Consider the following 19,353-nt stretch of genomic DNA (forward strand, 5'->3'; position numbering starts at 1 on the left):
CTTTAACAAAGCCTTCATATTAAATCAGTTTCCCATAACCCAAGCTGGCCTTTTGCTGGAATACATTCATTCAAGATCTTCATATCGTGAATCTCCCAAGCATATCCTCCTACAGTAAAGTCTCCTAAAAAATAATCATTTCCTGATACGATTTTTCCATTTTCAAGCACGGCCGATGTCTGATTATTTTCAGTTATCTTTAGACAATTTTCAAGCCGGCCTACAGCAATGATCACTCCGGTTGGAAGGGTTTCTTCTGTATATCCATGCTTCCCGAGCAGCGAACGGATGGCCACATGCCTGCAGACAGCCTTATCTATTTTTTTGCTAGTATGAATCGCCAGCTGTCCGCGATAATTTGTTTTCCATGACCTTGTTTCAAATTCATTCTCCCGATGGACAAAAAGAGTTGCCCAAGGCTGAATCATAGATAATACCTTCATTCTCCCGGCCACCAATCTATAAAATTTCGTTAGTTTTATTGTGTCCGTATAAAAGAATATTATTAGGAAAAAGGTGTAATTGGAAAAACTGAATCAAGGACAGCAAAATGTCATTTTTTCATTAAATCTGATTTCCAGATTTATTTTAAATAATATCCAAAGGCATTTTTCTTACTGGTTTTGGAAATACCTCATCAAGCTTGTTCAAGTCTTCTCTGGTCAATTGAATAGCAGCGGCTTGAGCATTGGCTAAAACATGCTCTTCCTGAACAGCTTTTGGTATAGCAATTACGTTGTTAGAACGAATGGTCCACGCAAGGACAATTTGCAATGGCTGCACATTGTATTTTTCTGAAATCTCCAGGATGGTTGGATCGCTTAGTAATTGTCTTCTTAAGCTCCCTCCCTGGGCCAGTGGACTATAGGCCATAATTGGCAGGTTATGCTCCTGATGCCAGGGTAAGAGATCGTAATCAATTCCTCTAGAACCCAGATGATACAACACTTGATTTGTCATACACTTTTTTCCACCATCTGTTTCCATCAGCTCTTTCATATCATCCGTATCAAAATTAGAAACTCCCCATCTTAGAATTTTACCATCCTTGCGCAGCCTCTCCATTCCTTCAATCGTTTCTGCCAAAGGAACACGGCCTCTCCAGTGTAAAAGATACAAATCAAGATGATCTGTTCCTAGTCGTTTAAGACTGTTTTCACATGCCCTTTCAATCATATCTAACCCGGAATGATGTGGATATACTTTTGATACTAAAAAAACTTTATCTCTACGCGCCTTGAGTGCCTCACCAACTAACCGTTCGGAATCACCATTTCCGTACATTTCAGCCGTATCGATTACCTTCATGCCCAGTTCTATTCCAAGCTGCAAAGCTTTGATTTCTTTGTTTTTTGATTCAGGATTTTCGCCCATGTACCATGTTCCTTGACCAATGCTTGGAAGAAAGGTTCCATCAGGTAAAGTGACTACACGCTTTTCAAGTGAATGCTTAATTTTCAATTTTTTATCATCGTCATGTAAACTCATTTTCATCATTCCTTTCATATTTCACTTTTTTCTTGAACTGCAATTCTTCAACCATTCCCCTTTATTGAAAAATTGGATTATTAATGTGCTATACACTGTTGTAGTATAGCCTTAATAATGTTCACTTACACCAAGTAGGCACCGCCATCATCGAGATGAACACGTAATTGATCTATACTTTCGCTGTATAAATTTTTTCTCGTCAAACCTCTATGTACCACGTGAAACAACCTTTACCCGTATAGCGGTCAGGTTTATCGAAAGCCCCCTGCCAATCCAGCATAACTGCCCTTGTGGTTAACGGATTCCATAGACACAAGAGGTCAATTCTTCTCCATTTTTCAGGCTTTACGATCACTCAAACTCCTGTGAAAATAAAAAAGCTGACCCTGTAGGTGTTCAGAAGAACCCAGGGTCAGCTTTATTGAAAAATCGATTAGATGATTTTTTTACTAAACCATCCGCACCTTTTCGTTTTCTAGTCATTAATCGGATGCGGCAGAAGATCTGACACGTCACTCCTTGCACAAGTTAGATTATTGGATAATTCATCTCGTAACTTGGGTAGCAATAATATGGTGGTCTTAGTCCAATTTTAGACATAGGCCAGGAATCATTCAGATAGACCATCGTTACTTTTTCATTTGAATGGTTTACTAGCAATAGCTTTACTTCTGGATTAAATTCATATCTCAAATTGATAACCTCCTTCCATTAGGAATGTGTGGATTCTCCCCCATCAACATGAAGAACCTGACCGGTAACAAACCGGGAATCATCAGAGGCAAGATAGACAAAGGTCGGTGCGAGTTCAAATGGATGGGCAACCCGTTCCATTGGATTAAACGCTCCATATACCGCGACTTGGTCTGACGAGAAACTTGCTGAAATAAGTGGCGTCCAAATTCGGCCCGGGGCAACTGCATTAACCCGGATCCCTTGTTTTACAACATTGTTAGCCAAAGCCCGTGTCCAACCTACTATTGCGCCTTTTGTAGCCGTATAATCGATCATTTGCTTCTCACCAACATACGTTACCACTGAAGTAGTGCCAATGATTGAGCTCCCCGGTTTTAAATGAGGAAGCGCTGCTCTTGTTGTGTAAAAATGAGAATATATATTTACTTTGAAGGTATTATCGAACTGCTCATCTGTTATATCAAGCAGACTTAGTTGTTGAAATTGGATACCTACGTGGTTACAAAGAATATCGAGACGCCCAAATGTACTTACAGTTTGTTCTACAATGTCGATACACTGTTGTTTGTCTAGTAAGTCACCAGGCATAAGAATACACTGTTGTCCGAGCTGTTCTATCCTCATTTTTGTTCTGTTGGCATCCTCATGTTCATCTAAGTAGGAAATAGCAACATCTGCACCTTCTTTAGCAAACGCAATTGCTACTGCTGCACCAATACCACTGTCCCCCCCGGTAATAAGTGCTACTTTTCCTGTTAACTTTCCACTTCCTTTATAATTTGGGTTTTCGATAATTGGAAGGGGAACCATTAACTTTTCCACTCCGGGATGGCGCAGCTGCCGCTGTTCAGGTAAACTTATTGGAATTTCTTCGAAACGTGTGATTTTCCCATAGTTAGGGTACATCGGATAAGGTTGAGTTTTCATATTCGCTTTAAACAGTTCTTGCATTTCTTTTATTTGGTCTAATTGACGATTTTGATCTTTTTGATCCATGGAAACCTCCTAAAAAAATATTTTGCACTTTAGAATGTATATGTTCTTCACTGAAAATAAGTAATAAAAGTGTGAAAAAGTTGTTTCGCCTAAGAAGCAAGTGACAGATGAGGAGATTAAGCAGGAAGACATTCAAGAACTTGGTCGTTCAGACATTAATACCATCATGAATATCTATTCTCAAATGACTAACTATATAGAAGAAAAGACCTTTCATAAGTTCAGTGAACTTACAAAAGGTCTTCTCTAATGAGTAATATTGGTTTTATTGAACAGTATTCAGCAGATCATACGCTTCTTGTTTCGTTTTTGCTGCTAAAAGCTGTTCTCTGAAAGACTCATCCATTAATTTACGGGACAGCATTTGGAGAATTTTCAAATGAGCATCTCCAGCGTGCTGCTCAGGCACCGCTATCATAAAGATCAGCTTGGCATCTGTTCCATCCATGCTTCCCCAATTTACCCCTTGCTGTTTAATACCAAATGCTACAGCCGGTTTACGGACAGCACTTGATTTGCCATGAGGGATGGCAATATTCTCTCCAATGCCTGTGGTACTTTCATTTTCACGTGCTATAATCGCTTCCCTAAATTTACTTTTAGATTCTAACGCACCTGATTGATCTAGCTTTTCAATTAATTCATCAATCACATCATCACGTGCATCCCCATCCAGCTGAAGGATCATCATCTCTTCATTCATGATGTTTGTTAGCTTTTGTACCTTATTTTGATCGTATTGATCTTCATTTACATTTTCTCCAATTTTCACATCAGCTTCATCATCCGCTTGAACATCTCTCTTCAGCAAATTTACCAATAGTGCTGTGACAATTACACCACAAATAATGGCGATAAAAAACATCAGTACGTTATTGACTGCTCCAAGTAGGGCTACAATGGGGCCTCCGTGTGCCACTCTGTCTCCAACATTTCCGATCATGGCAATCACTGCCCCTGTCATGGAGCCTGCCATAATACTTGGGATTACACGCAATGGATCTTGGGCAGCAAATGGAATGGCACCTTCTGTAATGCCGAACACTCCCATTGTCATGGCGGCTTTCCCTGCTTCTTGTTCTGCTGGCTGATATTTTCTTTTCTTCAGCATTGTCGCCAGACCCATCCCAATTGGCGGCACGCAAATCGCTACAGCAATCGGTCCCATTATTTCATAGTTTCCTTCTGCAATCATGGCTGAACCAAATAAAAAGGCAACTTTGTTGACCGGTCCACCCATATCAAATGAAATCATTGCACCTAAAATTAGTGCAAGTAAAATTGAACTCGATCCCTGCATCCCGGCAAGCCATTCGGTTAAGCCAATAAACAATGCTGCGATCGGTGCGCCAATCACATAGACAAAAATTAAACCAACAATGAGCGAAGCAAAAATCGGTATAATAATAATCGGCATAATAGGTAGTAATGCTTTTGGTACTTTTACTCTTTTAATCATAAGAGCCACATAACCTGCTAAAAAGCCGGCAATGATTCCTCCGATAAAACCTGCACCAGCTTCACTGTCATAAAAGCTGCCGTTTGCTGCAATATAACCACCGATAACCCCAGGGGCTAAGCCGGGACGATCAGCTATACTTACAGCAATAAAACCTGCGAGAATCGGCACCATGAAGGTAAATGATGCACCGCCTAAAAGCTCAATCTTTTTCCAAAAAGAATCCTCCGGAATCACGATTCCCCCTGGTGTCGTTTCTCCTCCAAGTGTTAATGCAATGGCAATCAGTAATCCGCCTATGACGATAAATGGAATCATATACGAAACGCCATTCATCAGGTGGCGATAGATCGGATTTTCTTTCTTTTTCTTTTCACGTTTAATTTCATCAATTGAACGTTCCTCCGGCTTATAGACAGTTACTTTCCCCTCTTGAAACTCCTGAATAAGAGCTTCCGGACGTCTGATACCATCCTGTACCCCTGCAACTAACATCCGCTTTCCGGCAAAACGATCTTTAACCACCGCTTTATCGGCAGCAATAATAATGCCATCGGCCTCTTCAATATCACGCTCTGAAAATTCATTCTCAACACCAATAGACCCCTGTGTTTCAACTTTCATCTCAATTCCGAGCTTAGCAGCCGCTTTTTGAAGATTTTCAGCAGCCATATAGGTATGAGCAATACCATTGGGACATGATGTAATAGCTAAAAGTTTCATATCTGCTTCCTCCTTATAGAAGACTTCTTATACCCTAGTATATATAAGGTTTCAGAATAAAAAGGAAGAATGATTGCCGATCACTCCGGAAAAACAGCATTTAATTGTAAACGCTTTATAAAATCACTGCCGCTATTTATCTCTTTATCAGTCAAATGCTGTACCAGAGCAGGTATTTCACTAATGTCAGAAAGCTCCTTAAATAGCTGTTTCATTAGGCCTTCTTTTTCTCCTGCTACAGCAAGCAAAAACACGATTGACACCCACTCGCCGTCCCAATTAAGCGGATGTTTTAATAAGGCGACCGCTATGCCCGATGTCAAAATTCCAGTGGGATTTCCGTGAGGAATGGCAACTCCTGACCCAATCGCCGTGCTTGATATACGCTCACGCAATAAAGTAGTGTGAGCATATTCCTTTTTTACAAATCCTTGAGCATGTAATTGATTAGCAAGCATTTCAATCACTTCATACCGATGATCAAGCTCGACTTTGACAAAAACAGAAGCCTCATCAACAAAATGTTCCAATGCAGATTCTCCTGGCGCCAAGGTTCCATTTGATTTTCCAATTCTTATCAGCTTTCTTACCCGCTCTTTATCTTTATCATCCAGCAATGGCGAAACAACGACAGAAGGAATATGGTTAAATTCAATTTCTACTGTGGAAATAATTAGATCGACCTTTTCATTCTCTAAATATGCTGCAAGGTTTGAATATGAAATGCTGCCTACAATTTCTAAATCAGATTCAACCTGCTCCAGACGTGCCTGAAGAAGTCTAGCCATTCCAATTCCCATATGGCAGACGACAATCGCTTTTTTCTTTTCATAACTAACACGCTGCCTTCTTTCCAGTGCAGCCTGAAAATGCAATACGATATAAGCTGCTTCCTCTTCTGGCACAACGATGTCATACTCCTCTCGAAGATCTTCCAGCGCCAATATCACCATTCCCACTAAATAGGGATACATTTTTTTAATTTCTTTTAATAATGGATTCATTACTGTTAATCCATAGGCTATTCGATGAATGACAGATTGTAAGTGTGTTGACAGACCTTGATGCAGCATGTCATCGTCCCGGAAATTCACACTTGTTAATTCTGTCATTTTAAACGTCAACATTTTGATAATGTGAGCAGTTTTATATTGATCTTCTTTATGAGGCATTATGCGTTTGCTGCTCAATAAATGCCATGCAAAATAGCGTTTTTCGTCATCAGGATAACGTAGATTGAACACCGGCTCAAGTTCATGCAGCACCTCTTTTGCATGCTGATATTCCTCTCTTTTTATGACCGCTTCTTTTTCTACCTCTGTCACTTGTATGGAGTATCCAAGTTTCGTTCTTTTAGTCATAATCAACACATGCACCAACAGACGCTCCAGTGCGCTGTCAGCGTATATTTCAGGCAGTTTGGCAAGTGCATTTTTCACTGCCTTTACTTCAAACGAAGGAAACAATCGAGTAATAGAAGGATCCTCTTCTGCATGCAGGGAATAAAGCTGAGGCAGGTGGGCAAGGGCATTTCTTTTTGTAAGCTCAGATCCTTGCAGCACAAATCCTATCTTTTGCTTCGATTTAATTGAAAGACCAAAGTAACTCAACCATTCATTGATTCTATCAATCTCATTTTTGACCTCTTGACGGCTGATAAAATAATGCTCAGTCAGTTTTTTTAATGTGATAGGTTTTTTAGACATTAGCAGGTCATAGGCTATATTCATTGTTAATTCTTCTTCCCCGCCGGTTTTCACTTGAAATAAACCCTCTATGAGCCGCAATCTCTCTTTTTCAGTTACTTCAATACGTATCCCCGCTCCGGGTTTTCGAATGATATCGGCTGTCTCGACAAGTTCGGAAGCGATCAGGGTTAAATCATTTCGAATCGTTCTCTCAGAACAACCTAGCAGCTTCGCAAGCTCCTGAGAATAAAAAACTTTATACCTCTCTGTCAACAGCAGCCTCAACAGTTCATTCTGCCTTCTATTCATGTCATCTCTCTCCTCATATTTAGGAAAAACTAAACAGATCGTTTCATTATATAAGGAAACGTTTACTTTTAATCATGTCATAGCTTACCTCGACGATCGAAATTCATCAACAAAAAAACTCAAGTTCTGTTTTGATTGGTAGGCCCTGCGCCAGGGAAAATTGATATTCACCTTCATTTGCAATAATGGCCAAGCCGTCATTTCATTTTTTAGAAAGATTGATATAATTTAACAATAAAGGAGGGATACATATGGAGAATTCATTGATTCAAGCGGATGATCTGCTCACGTTGTGGGGAATCATCGTTATCGTCGCAGCGATGAGCATCGTGCTCGAGCAGAAATACAGCTGGGCGGGAAAGCTTTCCGGTGCCGTCATTGCGCTCGTAACCGCCATCATTTTATCGAATACCGGCGTTATCCCGACCGCATCGCCAGCATATGACGCAGTGTGGACGTTCATCGTGCCGCTTGCGATCCCACTGTTGTTGTTCCATGTGAACTTCAAGAAAATCTGGAAAGAAAGCGGGCGCATGCTGCTGATTTTCTTGATCAGTTCGATCGGGACGGTCGCCGGAACGATTCTCAGCTTCTTTTTATTAAAAGATACCATTCCGTTCCTTGACCGCATCGGCGGCATGATGAGTGCTTCGTACGTCGGGGGTGGTGTCAATTTTGCCGCAATGACAGCTAAGTTTGATGCCCCGGAAGATTTGGTGTCTGCAGCTGTGGTTGCGGATAACTTGATGATGGCACTCGTCTTCATTACCTTGATGGCGATTCCGACATTTCGTTTCTTCCGGAAAATCTACCCGCATCCGCATGAGCTGCAAGTAGAGCGGGAAGCCGCGTCCAGCGGAGGCAAAACCAACGCCGAAAACTTCTGGAAGCGTAAGGACATTTCTTTAAAAGACATCGCGATGTCACTGGGGACAGCATTTTTACTCGTCGTTGTTGCGACTAAGGTTGCTGATTTTTTTGGCGGTATCATCCCAGCAGGCGAAGAGGTTGGATTCGGCTGGAATTTGCTCAGCGGCCTGATTGGTGACCAGTACCTGATGCTGACGACGCTGACCTTCTTGGCGCTAGCCTTGTTTCCACGCTATTTTGACGGCATCAATGGCAGCCAGGAAATCGGAACCTTCTTGATCTATCTGTTCTTCGTTGTCATCGGCATTCCGGCTTCGATTCCGTTGATCGTCCAAAATGCGCCGTTATTGCTCGTCTTTGTTGCAGTCATTGTCATCGTCAACTTGACCGTGTCGCTAACGGCAGGCAGGTTGTTGAAATACAACATTGAAGAGATTTTACTCGTGGTCAACGCCAACGTCGGCGGCCCGACGACCGCTGCCGCGATGGCAATCGCGAAAGGCTGGAGGGAGCTAATCGGCCCGATTTTAGTGGTCGGGACGATCGGTTATGTCATCGGCAACTATATCGGGACAACGCTTGGGCTTTGGTTTGCGACGATGATGTAGGGTGGCGGACTCCCTGTGGAAGACAACAATTGAACTATTCCCGGTAATTTATCTTCTCGATCTTGACATACTCGCTGTAGCATAATAGCGAGTATGTTTTTTAGGGCTCTTAATTGTGTACTGCTGCAGGTGCTCTCTTCAAATGTACTAACGAATGTATTTTTGTAGTTCTCTAAAGGTTGTTATAGATGGATTTCAGCGATTCACTACATCTATTTAATTTTAAATAGATATCTCGTATTTCCCGGTCTTAAGGTAGAAAAACCTTTATACCCAAAGAGAAGAACGATACAGCCAACTAAACTAGAAATAGTATAAAGAGTATGATTTTAAATTGTGTTACAAAATTGTTTAGTTAAAGCGGTCTTAATCATGAAAAGTATTGTCCAGCTTGTTTTTCCACTTCCCATAATTGAATCTACAATGCTGACTTTCCTTTTCAGCTCTTTTATTGAATAGCATTCTATTAAACCAGATGATTTCATTTCCATAAATATGTTATTATAACAATTAACAGGAAAATTTTAATATCAGTAGGAGGCGATAAACAATTGAAGAAAATATCAATACTATGTTTTAGTATGATAATTTTACTTGGATGTGGACCACAGGCTGATAATGCAAGCACAGAGCTGCCGGATGAGGTGATTCGGTTTAGCGGAGGAACTATATTATGATACTGAATCACTTTAAGTTGAAGAGATAGATAGCGTAAAAACAGTTCCTTTTGAGAACCACGACACTGTCGTACATTTGGATGATCAGGATGAAGCAGAAAAGTTTTATATCGATACTACGGTTCCATCAAATGTCCTGATCATTTTATCTGCATTGGGAGCCGAGCAAGAGATAACAGAAGACATTAATAATAGGTTTAAAATGTCCATGAGTGATCTTAATTATCAAAATAGCTTTGGTAATTATGACGTTGAAATTGAAGAAACCTCACTTAAGGACGTACAGCATATTACTGCAAATATCTATAGAAGATAATTTAATGCCAAAAAGAGTCCTTGACTGAGGACTATTTCTTTTAATTCACATTATCTCTACCACCTCTTAAAAACCTTCTCCTGCAATCAAGGACTGTCAACAACCTTCACGCTGCCATCTGTCAGATCAACTTCTAGCGCATCATACTCAAAAAATTTCAGGAGACAGACCATCTCCGCTTACTGTAGCCCTGGGATAAACGTAATTTTTTCTACAAATTGATTCAGCATGGTATATACCTTAAACGGTTTGGTTTATTATTGTTTCCTCTAATTTAGCATGTATTTTCCTACTGTGGATTCTAAATCATCAGCTCAGCCAGGTGATATAAAAAAGCCAACACTTTGACTGAATCAAAGTATTGACTCTATTGGATTTATGATTGTAAAACTATGCTTTTTGAAAAGCACCCGTACGCTTAATAATTCCTTCAATAACATTATTTAGCGCCTGTTTACTCGGTTCTAAGATTTCCATAGGGGCATATAATTCTTGATTACTGTTTAAAACTTTTCTAAGTGCATCAGACCAAGCGATATTTAGTTCTGTATTGTAATTGATCTTGGCATGACCATAGGAGATTGCTTTTTGTAGGTCTTCATCAGATATTCCAGAAGCTCCATGCAGGACAAAAGGGATATCTAATGATTGCCGTAAAAGGGTCATCTCCTTAAAACCCAGATTAGGTTCTCCTTTGTATTTACCATGGACCGATCCCAAAGCCGGAGCAAGACTATCGATTCCTGTTTCTTTGGAAAGTTGGACGCATTCAGTCTGATCAGCATAACTTAAATCACTATAGACCCCGTCTTCCGTCCCTCCTACACTCCCCACTTCAGCTTCAACAGTGACTCCATGCCTATGAGCATATTCAACAACCTTTTTTGTATTTTTCACATTTTCCTCAATTAAAAGCTTTGAGCCATCATACATAACTGAGTCGTAGCCTGCATTGACAGCTTCTATACATCGCTCGACCGTTTGCCCATGATCTAAATGCAGTACAGCTGGGACAGTGATGTTTAGATCTTTCTTCATGGTTTTAAAAACCTGTGTAAGGAGATTAAATCCGCCTAACTGGTCGACAATTTTATCTGTTGTACCCACAATAACAGGTGCTCTGCATTTTTCTGCTGTCTTCAAAATCGATTCAAGCCAGATTAATCCATTCATGTTAAATTGGGGTACAGCGTAATTCTTTTTAAAAGCTTCGTCTAAAATATTATTCACTCTTTATCACCCTATTTCATTATTAACTTTTACAGGTTTTCCAGTTTCATATGATTCTTTCGCAGCTTGTGCAATTCTCTGAGCCATTATTCCATCCGTAAACGCTACTTCGGTTTCTCTATCATTAATGATACTGTCTACAAATTCCTGCGTTTCACTTATAAATGAATCATTATACCTTTCCAAAAAGAAATGAAGAGGCTGATCCATTTCTACTGTATTCGAATGATAATACTTCAGGTTCGTACTCGTTTCATTATCAGCGACCAGTGCACCTCCATTACCAAACACTTCAATCCGCTGATCATATCCATATACAGCTTCTCGACTATTATCAATGACTCCAAGTGCCCCATTTTCAAATGTTAATGTAATTATGGCGGTATCGATATCACCCTTGTCTCCTATCGCAGGGTTTACTAAAGTTGCTCCTTTTGCATACACCTCTTTAACCTCAGAATCCAGCAAATACCTAGCCATATCAAAGTCATGGATGCTCATGTCCATAAACATGCCGCCGGAACTTTCAATGTAATCTAGATTTGGTGCTTCAGGATCTCTTGAGGTTATTTTCAAAAGGTGAACGTCCCCAACCTTATTGCCTTTTACTCTGGTTTTCATTTCTTTAAAGTTTTTATCAAAACGTCTATTAAAACCAACTTGGAACTTAACTCCTGCCTTTTTAATTTGCTCATAGGCTTTAATCGTTTCTCTATCATCAAAGCTAATAGGCTTTTCACAAAATACGTGCTTATTATGTTCTGCTGCTAATTTAATTAAGTTAGCATGTGTATCTGTCGGTGAACAAATAAATACTGTATTAATCTCTGCATCTTCAAATATATCGAGATAGTTTTTCGTGATTTGTTCTACTCCACTATCTTTAAACCACTCGTTAAGTTTATCTGCAAAGATATCCGAAACCATTTTTATACGGACTCTAGGATTAGCTTTTAGGTTATTAATGTGTAATTTACCTATTCTGCCAGCGCCTATTACACCTGCTACAATCTTATCCATCAAAAAATTCTTCCTTTCTTATTTAGGCTAATACTAACGGAGAGAATATAATATACATCGCTACAACCGTAAGCAATATCATAATTCCTACCCATTTTGAATGCTTCCATGGTGTCAAATCTACTTTGTTTTTATACTTCTCAAATTCAAACTCTACTTTATCAGGTCTCATCGAGCTGAAAGTATACAATATAACGACATTTAGGATAAATAGTACACTCCAGACATAGAGGTAATGAACATCTGGAATCACTACCTTTGATAAGCTATAAGTGATAACGTGGAAAACAAACGTAACTTTTGCTCCCAAGGCAGAAGTTTTTTTCGAGAAAAACCCTACTAAAATGATTGCAAGCAGAGGCATATTATATAAGCCATTAAATTCCTGAATTACTGCAAACAAACCTTGAGGGAATAGGGAGATTAAAGGGGCGATTATGATAACAACGATACCCACACCAATCGTTAGTATTCTGCCCATTCTTGCAATTTGGCGGTTATTTGCCTTTTTATTAATTATAGGTTTATAAAAATCGAGACTGAATAGTGTAACCGTCGCATTAAGTGCTCCAAGGAAAGAACTCATAATTGCTCCAAACACGATAACTCCGAAAATTCCATAAGCCCACTGCGGCAATACTTCATTGAGGAGTGTTGGATATGCCATATCCATCTGTAAACCATCGCCAAACATTGTCGCAGCTATAATTCCTGGAAGCACAAAGAAGAAAATCCCAAAAATCTTAAAGAACCCTACTAGCATCGTGCCTTTTTGAGCTTCCTTTAAATTTTTTGCAGCTAATGCTTTTTGTACGATCATTTGGTTGGTACACCAGAAATACAGATTATTAAAGAACATTCCAAAGAAAAGAGCAGGCCAAGGTACAATCGTTGAATCAACCGGTCCCCATGCATTTAATTTACCAGAAGATTCAGTTAATACTCTGTCCACACCATTTAAGAAACTGCTGTCACCTAATGCAATAAACCCTAAAACCGTTACAATCCCACCGCCAAGCAGCAAACCGACCCCATAAATAGAATCACTGTGTGCCACGAGTGAGAGACCGCCGACAAATAAATAAGTAATCCCGATAATCCCGATAAATGCAGCAATAATCACCACTGCTGTCATAGAGGATACGCCAAGAAATTCCCCAACACCAAACAAATCATTGAATATCAAGGCTCCCGAATACAAGACCACAGGCATAAAGCTGACTGTATATGTAAACATAAACAGAATGGACACAATCCTCTTTGTCGTTGTGTCATACCGAACTTCTATGAAGTCTGAGATTGTATTTACACCATATTTTAAATACCTCGGAAGGAAAATCCATGCAGATAAAACAATGGCTACAGCAGCAGTAACTTCCCAAGCCATTACTTCTGCCCCTGCAACATAAGCTTGTCCATTCTGGCCGACAAGATGTTCAGTGGAAAGATTCGTCATAATAATTGACATGCCGACTGTGGTTCCTACTAAGGAACGTCCCCCAAGGAAATATCCATCTGAATCTTGAGTGTTTATATTTTTACTTCGATAGTAAGCGTACAGGTAAATAGCCACTAATATAACCAAGAAGCTAGTAATAGTAAACCAATTCATATTTATTCCCCTTTATTTTTATAAATTGTCAATATACCTTTTCGCTTTGACAGCATATTCAAATGCATTACAAATACTTGGGTCCTGTTCAGCCTCTACAACAATCCAGCCTTTATATTTATTTTCCTTTAAATAGGTCATAATTGGCTTAAAGTCAATTTCTCCATCCCCTGGAACAGTAAAAGCTCCTTTTTTTACGCCTATAAGGAAACTGTCTTTTTCACTTTTAATTTTTTCTATTACTTCTTTTCTAATGTCCTTAAAATGAACATGCCTGATTCTATCAAAATATTTATCAAGGATATATAAAGGGTCTTCCCCTGAGAAAACTAGATGTCCTGTGTCATATAATAAGCTTACTTTTTCAGGGTCTGTCTCCTGCATCAATCGATCAATTTCTTCTGTTGTCTGAATACAGGTCCCCATGTGATGATGATAGACTAACGTCATAGTCTTTTCTTTAGCCAGCTCTCCAAGGATTTCAAGACCGTCAGTGAAGCGCTTCCATTCTCCTTCAGTAAAAGCTGGTTTTTTCTCAAATAATGGTGTTTCGATCTCTCCCTGAATGCTGCCGCCTTGCTCAGAAACTACAATTACCTCAGCTCCCATTGCATGAAGGAAGTCTCTATGCTTGAGGAAATCTTTTTTTACCTGTTTTAAATCCCGGGTCGTAATATAGGCACTAAACCATGCACTAGCTACTTCAAGCCCCCTTTGGTCCAGGAATTTTTTTAACGTTTCAGGTTCTTTAGGATACTTATTGCCAATTTCTGTTCCCTTATATCCCGCAAGCGCCATTTCACTTATACACTGTTCAAATGAATTTTCAGCCCCCAATTCAGGCATATCATCATTAGTCCATGCTATAGGGGCGCAGCCTAATTTTATATTTTCCATGCTACTAATCACCCTTCGTAGTTAATTTCCACTAGTTTTTCCTGTTCGAATGAATGCTGACAGGCAATTGCAACTTCTGTGCTTCTAAGCCCATCCAAAGCTGTTACCTCAGGTTTCGTTTGTTCACGAATACAGCGAACAAAGTCTTTAAGTTCATCCACATAAGCTTCTCTGAATCGTTCAGGAAAGCTTTGAGATGTGGGTCTGACCACACCTTGATCGTTGAAAACAGTCACCTTGTTTTTGTCTGGTGTAGCAGCAATGCGAACCATTCCTTTTGTGCCAATAACTTCTGTTTCAACGTGGTAGCCGTGGCTTGCTGTCCGGCCAGCGACCAGAAATGCTGTTATATTATTTTCGAGTTGCATTACTGCCGTTCCGATTTCTACTTCATTTAAATCGTTCAATTCAGGAAAGGCTTTGCTGCTTCCTGTAGCCCAAACTTTTTTGACCTCAGAGTTTGAGAACCAACGGATAACATCAATGTCATGTACGCTCATATCCAGATAGATACCACCACTTGGGCTTTTTTTAGCGAAATTAACGAAGCTTTCAAGACCTCCAATCGGATCGATTCCGTAAGACCGGATAATCGATATTTCTCCAATGTCCCCGCGGTCAATCATTTCTTTCACATATAAATAATCTTTGTCATATCGACGCATAAAACCCAGATGAAATACTTTATCGCTTTTTTCTATGACTTCGCACGTTCGCTTGATACCTTCAACCTCTAATCCAAGTGGCTTCTCACAAAAAACGTGAAGATTATGCTCAAGAGCTAATTGGATATGCCTTGGGTGAAATCCGGACGGTGTCACAATGCATACCGCATCAAGCTCTTGATTTTTTATCATTTCTTCGTAAGTTGTATAAGCGTAAGGAACTTGATATTTATTTTGAACCTGCTTATTTACTGTTTCATCAAGATTCGATATTGCTGTCAGCTCCACATGCTTCATACCCTGTATATTATCTGCATGGATTAGGCCGAGACGACCTAATCCAGCAAGACCAATTTTAACGGTTTTCATTCACTCTCACTCTTTTACTTTAATATTGTTTTGCTTTGTCCCGCATATTCAATACTCCCGCTACCTTATCTAATACATTCACATTAGTTGAGTGCTCAGAGATCCCTACATTCCAAAAGCTTTCGTAACCATCTGTCATTGTCTTTGGAAGTACTTTTATATGGATCAATGTTGAATTATCACTTTTTTTCGCTTTTCCAATGGCTTCTTCTAGCTCATAATTGCTCTTAGCCGTAAACGTATCAAAACCATACCCTTCTGCCACTTTTGCATAATCCACAGTTAGGATGCTGCCATCTGTTTTAGTAAATTCCGTACAATAACTGTCACCGCCATGCCCCATTTGAAGATTATTAATACAGCCATAGCCGGAATTATCGAATAAAATGATATTAAGCTTGTAGCCATACTGAAGAGCAGTCACCATTTCTGTGTGAAGCATTAAAAAGCTGCCATCTCCTACCATGCAATACACTTCTTTGTCCGGATGTGCAATTTTCACACCTAAACCTCCAGCTATTTCGTAACCCATTGTGGAATAGCCGTACTCAACATGATAGGTATTTTCCACTGTTGAATGCCATAATCTATGCATATCTCCCGGCAGTGATCCCGCAGAGGTGATGACGTAGCTGGACGGATCAATCAACTCATTTACTTTAACCAGTGCAGTTGTCTGTGAATAATTGGTTTCTAAGGCATTTGCATAATCCCTTAACTTTTCTTTGCCAAATGCATCTTGAATCTCCGGCTGATATCCTTCATCATCCAGGTCAATCTCAATTGCTGCTAATCGTTTTCTCTCATCAAGCCATTCCTGCTTATAGTCTTCCAGCTGACTGGCAAACTCGCTTTCATAGCTGATTAATAGCTCATCAAGCTTTTGAATCGTTGCTTTTGCATCTCCTACCAGCTGGACTGCATCCATTTTATACGTCTGCATTCTGCTTACATTTATATTGATAAATTTTGACTCATCAAAATTAAAAGCGGTTTTAGAAGCAGAGGTGAAATCAGTATATCTGGTGCCGATCCCTATAATAAGGTCGGCCTCCTTAGCGGCTTTATTGGCTCCAAGTGTACCCGTAACGCCTACTCCACCCATATTAAATGGGTGATCAGAAACTACAGTCGATTTTCCTGCCTGGGTTTCAACAAGAGCGACTTTATACTTCTTTGAAAATTCTCCAATTTCATTGCCTGCAAGTGAATATTTCGCTCCGCCTCCAATGACAATTAACGGTTTTTTGGATGCAAGAATCGCTTCTTTGGCACGTGCTAATGATTCTTCAGAGGGAATAATACGATCAACATAATGAATTCTCTTTTTAAAGAAAGCCTCATCGTACTCAAAGGTCTCACCTTCTACATCCTGCGCTATTGACAACGTAACAGGTCCTGATGTCTCAGGGTTTGTCATCACTTCAAAAGCACGCAATAGGGCTGACATCAGCTGCTCCGGACGTTCAATTCGGTCCCAATAGCGTGAAACAGGCTGCAGGGCATCGTTAGTAGTGATTTTATGACTGTGAAAATGTTCAATTTGCTGTAAAACAGGGTCAGGCTGGCGGCTGGCGAAGGTGTCCCCCGGTAAGAATAAGACAGGTAAATTATTTGCCAATGCAGTTGCGCTGGCAGTGACAAGGTTTGCAGATCCCGGTCCAACAGACGACGTGACTGCAAAGATCTTTCTTCTGAAGTTTTCTTTAGCAAAAGCAACTGCAGCATGTGCCATCCCTTGTTCATTCTTTCCTTGGATCACTTTCAAATTGCCGATATCTTCCTGAAGGGCTTGGCCAATCCCAAGAACATTCCCGTGACCAAAAATATTAAAAAATCCCTCAACATAAGGGGTTTCTTCTCCATCAAAGTGAATGTACTGATTGTCCAGAAATTTTACCAATGCCTGTGCTGTTGTTAATTTAATTTTCTTTGCCATTATACTCACCCTTCATGACTATTTATTAAGTTTTCAATGTCCTGAATTGTAGGCATTGCCTCTGAAGAGCTATGCTTTGACACAACTATCGAGGCTGAAGCGCTTCCATATTGCAAAGCCTCTTTAATACTCTTATTTTTTTTCAACGCATAAATGAAGCCTGAAGCAAACGAATCGCCCGCACCAAAGGTTTTTAAGACTTTCGTTTTGTAGATTGTGCCTTCAATTACTTCCCCGTCTTTTGTAAATGCTCTTGAACCTTTCACGCCATGCTTTATAACAATGAGTCTTGGTGTATACTCCAGTAATTCCTTTGCTGAGGCTTCATCATCAAAATTTATATTCATTTCCATAATGTCGAATTCATCCCGGGTTCCAATAACAATATCAGCCATCCTTGCAACTGCTGTCATATAAATCGAAATCTCTTCTTTACTTTTCCAGGTATAAGGCCGGTAATCTAACTCAAAAATCACTTCAACTCCACTTTTTTTAGCTACATCAATTGCATGAAATGCCGCTTCTCTTGAAGGTGACTGGCTTAATGATGTACCAGATATAAGAAGACTTTCAGCATTTTTAATGTAATCATCATCAAAGTCATCAACACTTAAATAAAGGTCAGCAGCATTTTCCCGGTACATGACAATGCTGCACTCTTCCGGGCTTTTAATTTCAGTAAAGGTCAGCCCGGTTTTTCTGCCTTGTGTATCCTTCTTAATATATTGAGAGTCGACTCCTGATTTTTTTAAATAATTAATGACGAAGTTTCCATGTTGGTCATCCGATACTTTCGCGATCATTCCAACTTTTAACCCTAATTTTGAAGTGCCAATGGCTATATTCGCCGGCGACCCTCCTACATATTTTGTAAAGGTCATCGTTTCTTCCATAGGACGGTTATACTCCGTGGCGTTTAAATCGACAGCTGCTCTACCAAATGTAATTAATTCTAATTTACTCATCATTAATCCCTCTCTAAAATCCATTCATGATCTTTATCATTATTAAATTTCCACTTTCTTTTAGGACCCGCCATGACATTTAAATAATATAGATTGTAACCATCCGGAACACCTACCGGATGATATCCTTTTGGAACCGATACACAATCCTGATGTTCCACGGCCATCGTTTCATCTATATCCCGCTCATCCGTATAAACTCTTTGAAAAACAAATCCTTGTTTTGGATCAATTTCATGGTAATACGTTTCTTCTAGAAACGATTCTTCGGGTAGATTATCCTGATCGTGCTTATGTGGGGGGTAGCTGGAGAAATTTCCACTATCTGTGTAAACTTCGACCACCAGCAAATTTTCCGGAACATCCATATAATCAGGCAGGATATTGTGTACGAGCCGCTGATTTGCATATTGACCACGATGCTCAATATCATTATCCTTTGCACGAATCACTTTTGTATCCAGCACTTTGGTAGAGTTTGAGTAACATAGAGCCAGTTTCACTCGGGTATTGGATTTAACCTTAAATGTTTTTGTGGAAGGGACATAGATACTGTCTGTCGGTATTTTTTCAAATACAGAATCTCTTGTACCTAAATCCTTGTAGTCTTCCCCATCAACCGTTACATCCACCTTCCCCGTCAGGACGACGGCACACAATTCAGTATTCTCGAGAGCTTCTTCATACTGTGCACCTTCATCCATTTCAATCACTTTAAACTGAACGTAATCAAGACCAGTAGTTGATTTCCCTAAATCCTGAATCACTGTTACGCCGTTAGAGATCTTTTTGTCTCCTTTTTTGTATAACAGATTAACCATTA

Annotated in this window: 15 protein-coding genes and 2 pseudogenes; 3 read left to right on the top strand and 14 right to left on the bottom strand. The window is 39.8% G+C overall.

Annotated features, from left to right (window positions below; genetic code table 11):
* Positions 1-14: 14 nt before the first annotated feature.
* The 3 genes from C4B60_RS17905 to C4B60_RS17915 form a co-directional block, all read right to left on the bottom strand.
* On the bottom strand, positions 15-443 hold the full coding sequence (locus C4B60_RS17905; RefSeq protein ID WP_104059399.1) for an ASCH domain-containing protein: 429 nt from the start codon (positions 441-443) through the stop codon (positions 15-17).
* Between the two features lie 145 nt (positions 444-588).
* Positions 589-1,506, bottom strand: a complete 918-nt coding sequence (locus tag C4B60_RS17910) for an aldo/keto reductase (protein WP_425331177.1) — start codon at positions 1,504-1,506, stop codon at positions 589-591.
* A gap of 696 nt (positions 1,507-2,202) precedes the next feature.
* Complete coding sequence (locus tag C4B60_RS17915) at positions 2,203-3,183, bottom strand: SDR family oxidoreductase (RefSeq protein ID WP_104059401.1); 981 nt, start codon at positions 3,181-3,183, stop codon at positions 2,203-2,205.
* Positions 3,184-3,283: 100 nt separating this feature from the next.
* On the opposite strand from C4B60_RS17915, the gene C4B60_RS21545 reads away from it, so the two are divergent.
* Positions 3,284-3,433 carry a hypothetical protein gene (locus C4B60_RS21545; protein WP_167578698.1) on the top strand — a complete coding sequence of 50 codons (150 nt, stop codon included), beginning with the start codon at positions 3,284-3,286 and terminating at the stop codon, positions 3,431-3,433.
* Between the two features lie 15 nt (positions 3,434-3,448).
* Here C4B60_RS21545 and C4B60_RS22000 read toward each other — a convergent pair.
* The 3 genes and pseudogenes from C4B60_RS22000 to C4B60_RS17925 form a co-directional block, all read right to left on the bottom strand.
* Positions 3,449-3,907: pseudogene (locus C4B60_RS22000) on the bottom strand (PTS sugar transporter subunit IIA); the annotation flags it as partial.
* 71 nt (positions 3,908-3,978) lie between these two features.
* Positions 3,979-5,365 (bottom strand): annotated as a pseudogene (locus C4B60_RS17920) (PTS fructose transporter subunit IIC); the annotation flags it as partial.
* Positions 5,366-5,445: 80 nt separating this feature from the next.
* Entirely contained in the window at positions 5,446-7,362 is a 1,917-nt protein-coding gene (locus C4B60_RS17925) for a BglG family transcription antiterminator (protein ID WP_104059403.1), read from the bottom strand.
* A gap of 251 nt (positions 7,363-7,613) precedes the next feature.
* On the opposite strand from C4B60_RS17925, the gene C4B60_RS17930 reads away from it, so the two are divergent.
* Entirely contained in the window at positions 7,614-8,840 is a 1,227-nt protein-coding gene (locus C4B60_RS17930; RefSeq protein ID WP_104059404.1) for a DUF819 family protein, read from the top strand.
* Positions 8,841-9,593: 753 nt separating this feature from the next.
* Positions 9,594-9,833, top strand: a complete 240-nt coding sequence (locus C4B60_RS17935) for a hypothetical protein (RefSeq protein WP_104059405.1) — start codon at positions 9,594-9,596, stop codon at positions 9,831-9,833.
* A 390-nt stretch (positions 9,834-10,223) separates the two neighbouring features.
* Here the strand turns inward: C4B60_RS17935 and C4B60_RS17940 are convergent, their stop codons facing one another.
* From C4B60_RS17940 to iolB, 8 genes are read right to left on the bottom strand one after another with little or no spacing between them, the layout of a single operon-like run.
* Positions 10,224-11,063, bottom strand: a complete 840-nt coding sequence (locus C4B60_RS17940) for a ketose-bisphosphate aldolase (protein ID WP_104059406.1) — start codon at positions 11,061-11,063, stop codon at positions 10,224-10,226.
* Positions 11,064-11,069: 6 nt separating this feature from the next.
* Complete coding sequence (gene iolG, locus C4B60_RS17945; RefSeq protein ID WP_104059407.1) at positions 11,070-12,083, bottom strand: inositol 2-dehydrogenase; 1,014 nt, start codon at positions 12,081-12,083, stop codon at positions 11,070-11,072.
* Positions 12,084-12,105: 22 nt separating this feature from the next.
* Entirely contained in the window at positions 12,106-13,695 is a 1,590-nt protein-coding gene (locus tag C4B60_RS17950) for a solute:sodium symporter family transporter (RefSeq protein ID WP_104059408.1), read from the bottom strand.
* A gap of 18 nt (positions 13,696-13,713) precedes the next feature.
* A complete protein-coding gene (iolE, locus tag C4B60_RS17955) occupies positions 13,714-14,592 on the bottom strand; it encodes a myo-inosose-2 dehydratase (RefSeq protein WP_209020112.1) in 879 nt (292 codons plus the stop codon).
* Positions 14,593-14,600: 8 nt separating this feature from the next.
* Positions 14,601-15,626: a Gfo/Idh/MocA family oxidoreductase gene (locus C4B60_RS17960; protein ID WP_104059409.1), complete on the bottom strand. Its 1,026-nt coding sequence runs from the start codon at positions 15,624-15,626 to the stop codon at positions 14,601-14,603.
* Between the two features lie 19 nt (positions 15,627-15,645).
* Positions 15,646-17,565 carry a 3D-(3,5/4)-trihydroxycyclohexane-1,2-dione acylhydrolase (decyclizing) gene (gene iolD, locus C4B60_RS17965; protein ID WP_104059410.1) on the bottom strand — a complete coding sequence of 640 codons (1,920 nt, stop codon included), beginning with the start codon at positions 17,563-17,565 and terminating at the stop codon, positions 15,646-15,648.
* A gap of 5 nt (positions 17,566-17,570) precedes the next feature.
* Complete coding sequence (iolC, locus tag C4B60_RS17970; RefSeq protein ID WP_104059411.1) at positions 17,571-18,533, bottom strand: 5-dehydro-2-deoxygluconokinase; 963 nt, start codon at positions 18,531-18,533, stop codon at positions 17,571-17,573.
* Entirely contained in the window at positions 18,533-19,351 is an 819-nt protein-coding gene (gene iolB / locus C4B60_RS17975; RefSeq protein ID WP_104059412.1) for a 5-deoxy-glucuronate isomerase, read from the bottom strand. The genes iolC and iolB overlap by 1 nt, the downstream gene beginning before the upstream one ends.
* Between the last annotated feature and the right edge of the window lie 2 nt (positions 19,352-19,353).

The sequence above is a fragment of the Jeotgalibacillus proteolyticus genome, from assembly GCF_002926065.1.
GTDB lineage: Bacteria > Bacillota > Bacilli > Bacillales > Jeotgalibacillaceae > Jeotgalibacillus > Jeotgalibacillus proteolyticus.

Excerpts from the sequence above, each read along its gene's own strand:
- C4B60_RS17905 (WP_104059399.1), bottom strand. The coding sequence starts at position 443 with ATGAAGGTATTATCTATGATTCAGCCTTGGGCAACTCTTTTTGTCCAT.
- C4B60_RS17910 (WP_425331177.1), bottom strand. The coding sequence starts at position 1,506 with ATGAAAGGAATGATGAAAATGAGTTTACATGACGATGATAAAAAATTG.
- C4B60_RS17915 (WP_104059401.1), bottom strand. The coding sequence starts at position 3,183 with ATGGATCAAAAAGATCAAAATCGTCAATTAGACCAAATAAAAGAAATG.
- C4B60_RS17925 (WP_104059403.1), bottom strand. The coding sequence starts at position 7,362 with ATGAATAGAAGGCAGAATGAACTGTTGAGGCTGCTGTTGACAGAGAGG.
- C4B60_RS17930 (WP_104059404.1), top strand. The coding sequence starts at position 7,614 with ATGGAGAATTCATTGATTCAAGCGGATGATCTGCTCACGTTGTGGGGA.
- iolG (WP_104059407.1), bottom strand. The coding sequence starts at position 12,083 with ATGGATAAGATTGTAGCAGGTGTAATAGGCGCTGGCAGAATAGGTAAA.
- C4B60_RS17950 (WP_104059408.1), bottom strand. The coding sequence starts at position 13,695 with ATGAATTGGTTTACTATTACTAGCTTCTTGGTTATATTAGTGGCTATT.
- iolE (WP_209020112.1), bottom strand. The coding sequence starts at position 14,592 with ATGGAAAATATAAAATTAGGCTGCGCCCCTATAGCATGGACTAATGAT.
- C4B60_RS17960 (WP_104059409.1), bottom strand. The coding sequence starts at position 15,626 with ATGAAAACCGTTAAAATTGGTCTTGCTGGATTAGGTCGTCTCGGCCTA.
- iolD (WP_104059410.1), bottom strand. The coding sequence starts at position 17,565 with ATGGCAAAGAAAATTAAATTAACAACAGCACAGGCATTGGTAAAATTT.
- iolC (WP_104059411.1), bottom strand. The coding sequence starts at position 18,533 with ATGATGAGTAAATTAGAATTAATTACATTTGGTAGAGCAGCTGTCGAT.
- iolB (WP_104059412.1), bottom strand. The coding sequence starts at position 19,351 with ATGGTTAATCTGTTATACAAAAAAGGAGACAAAAAGATCTCTAACGGC.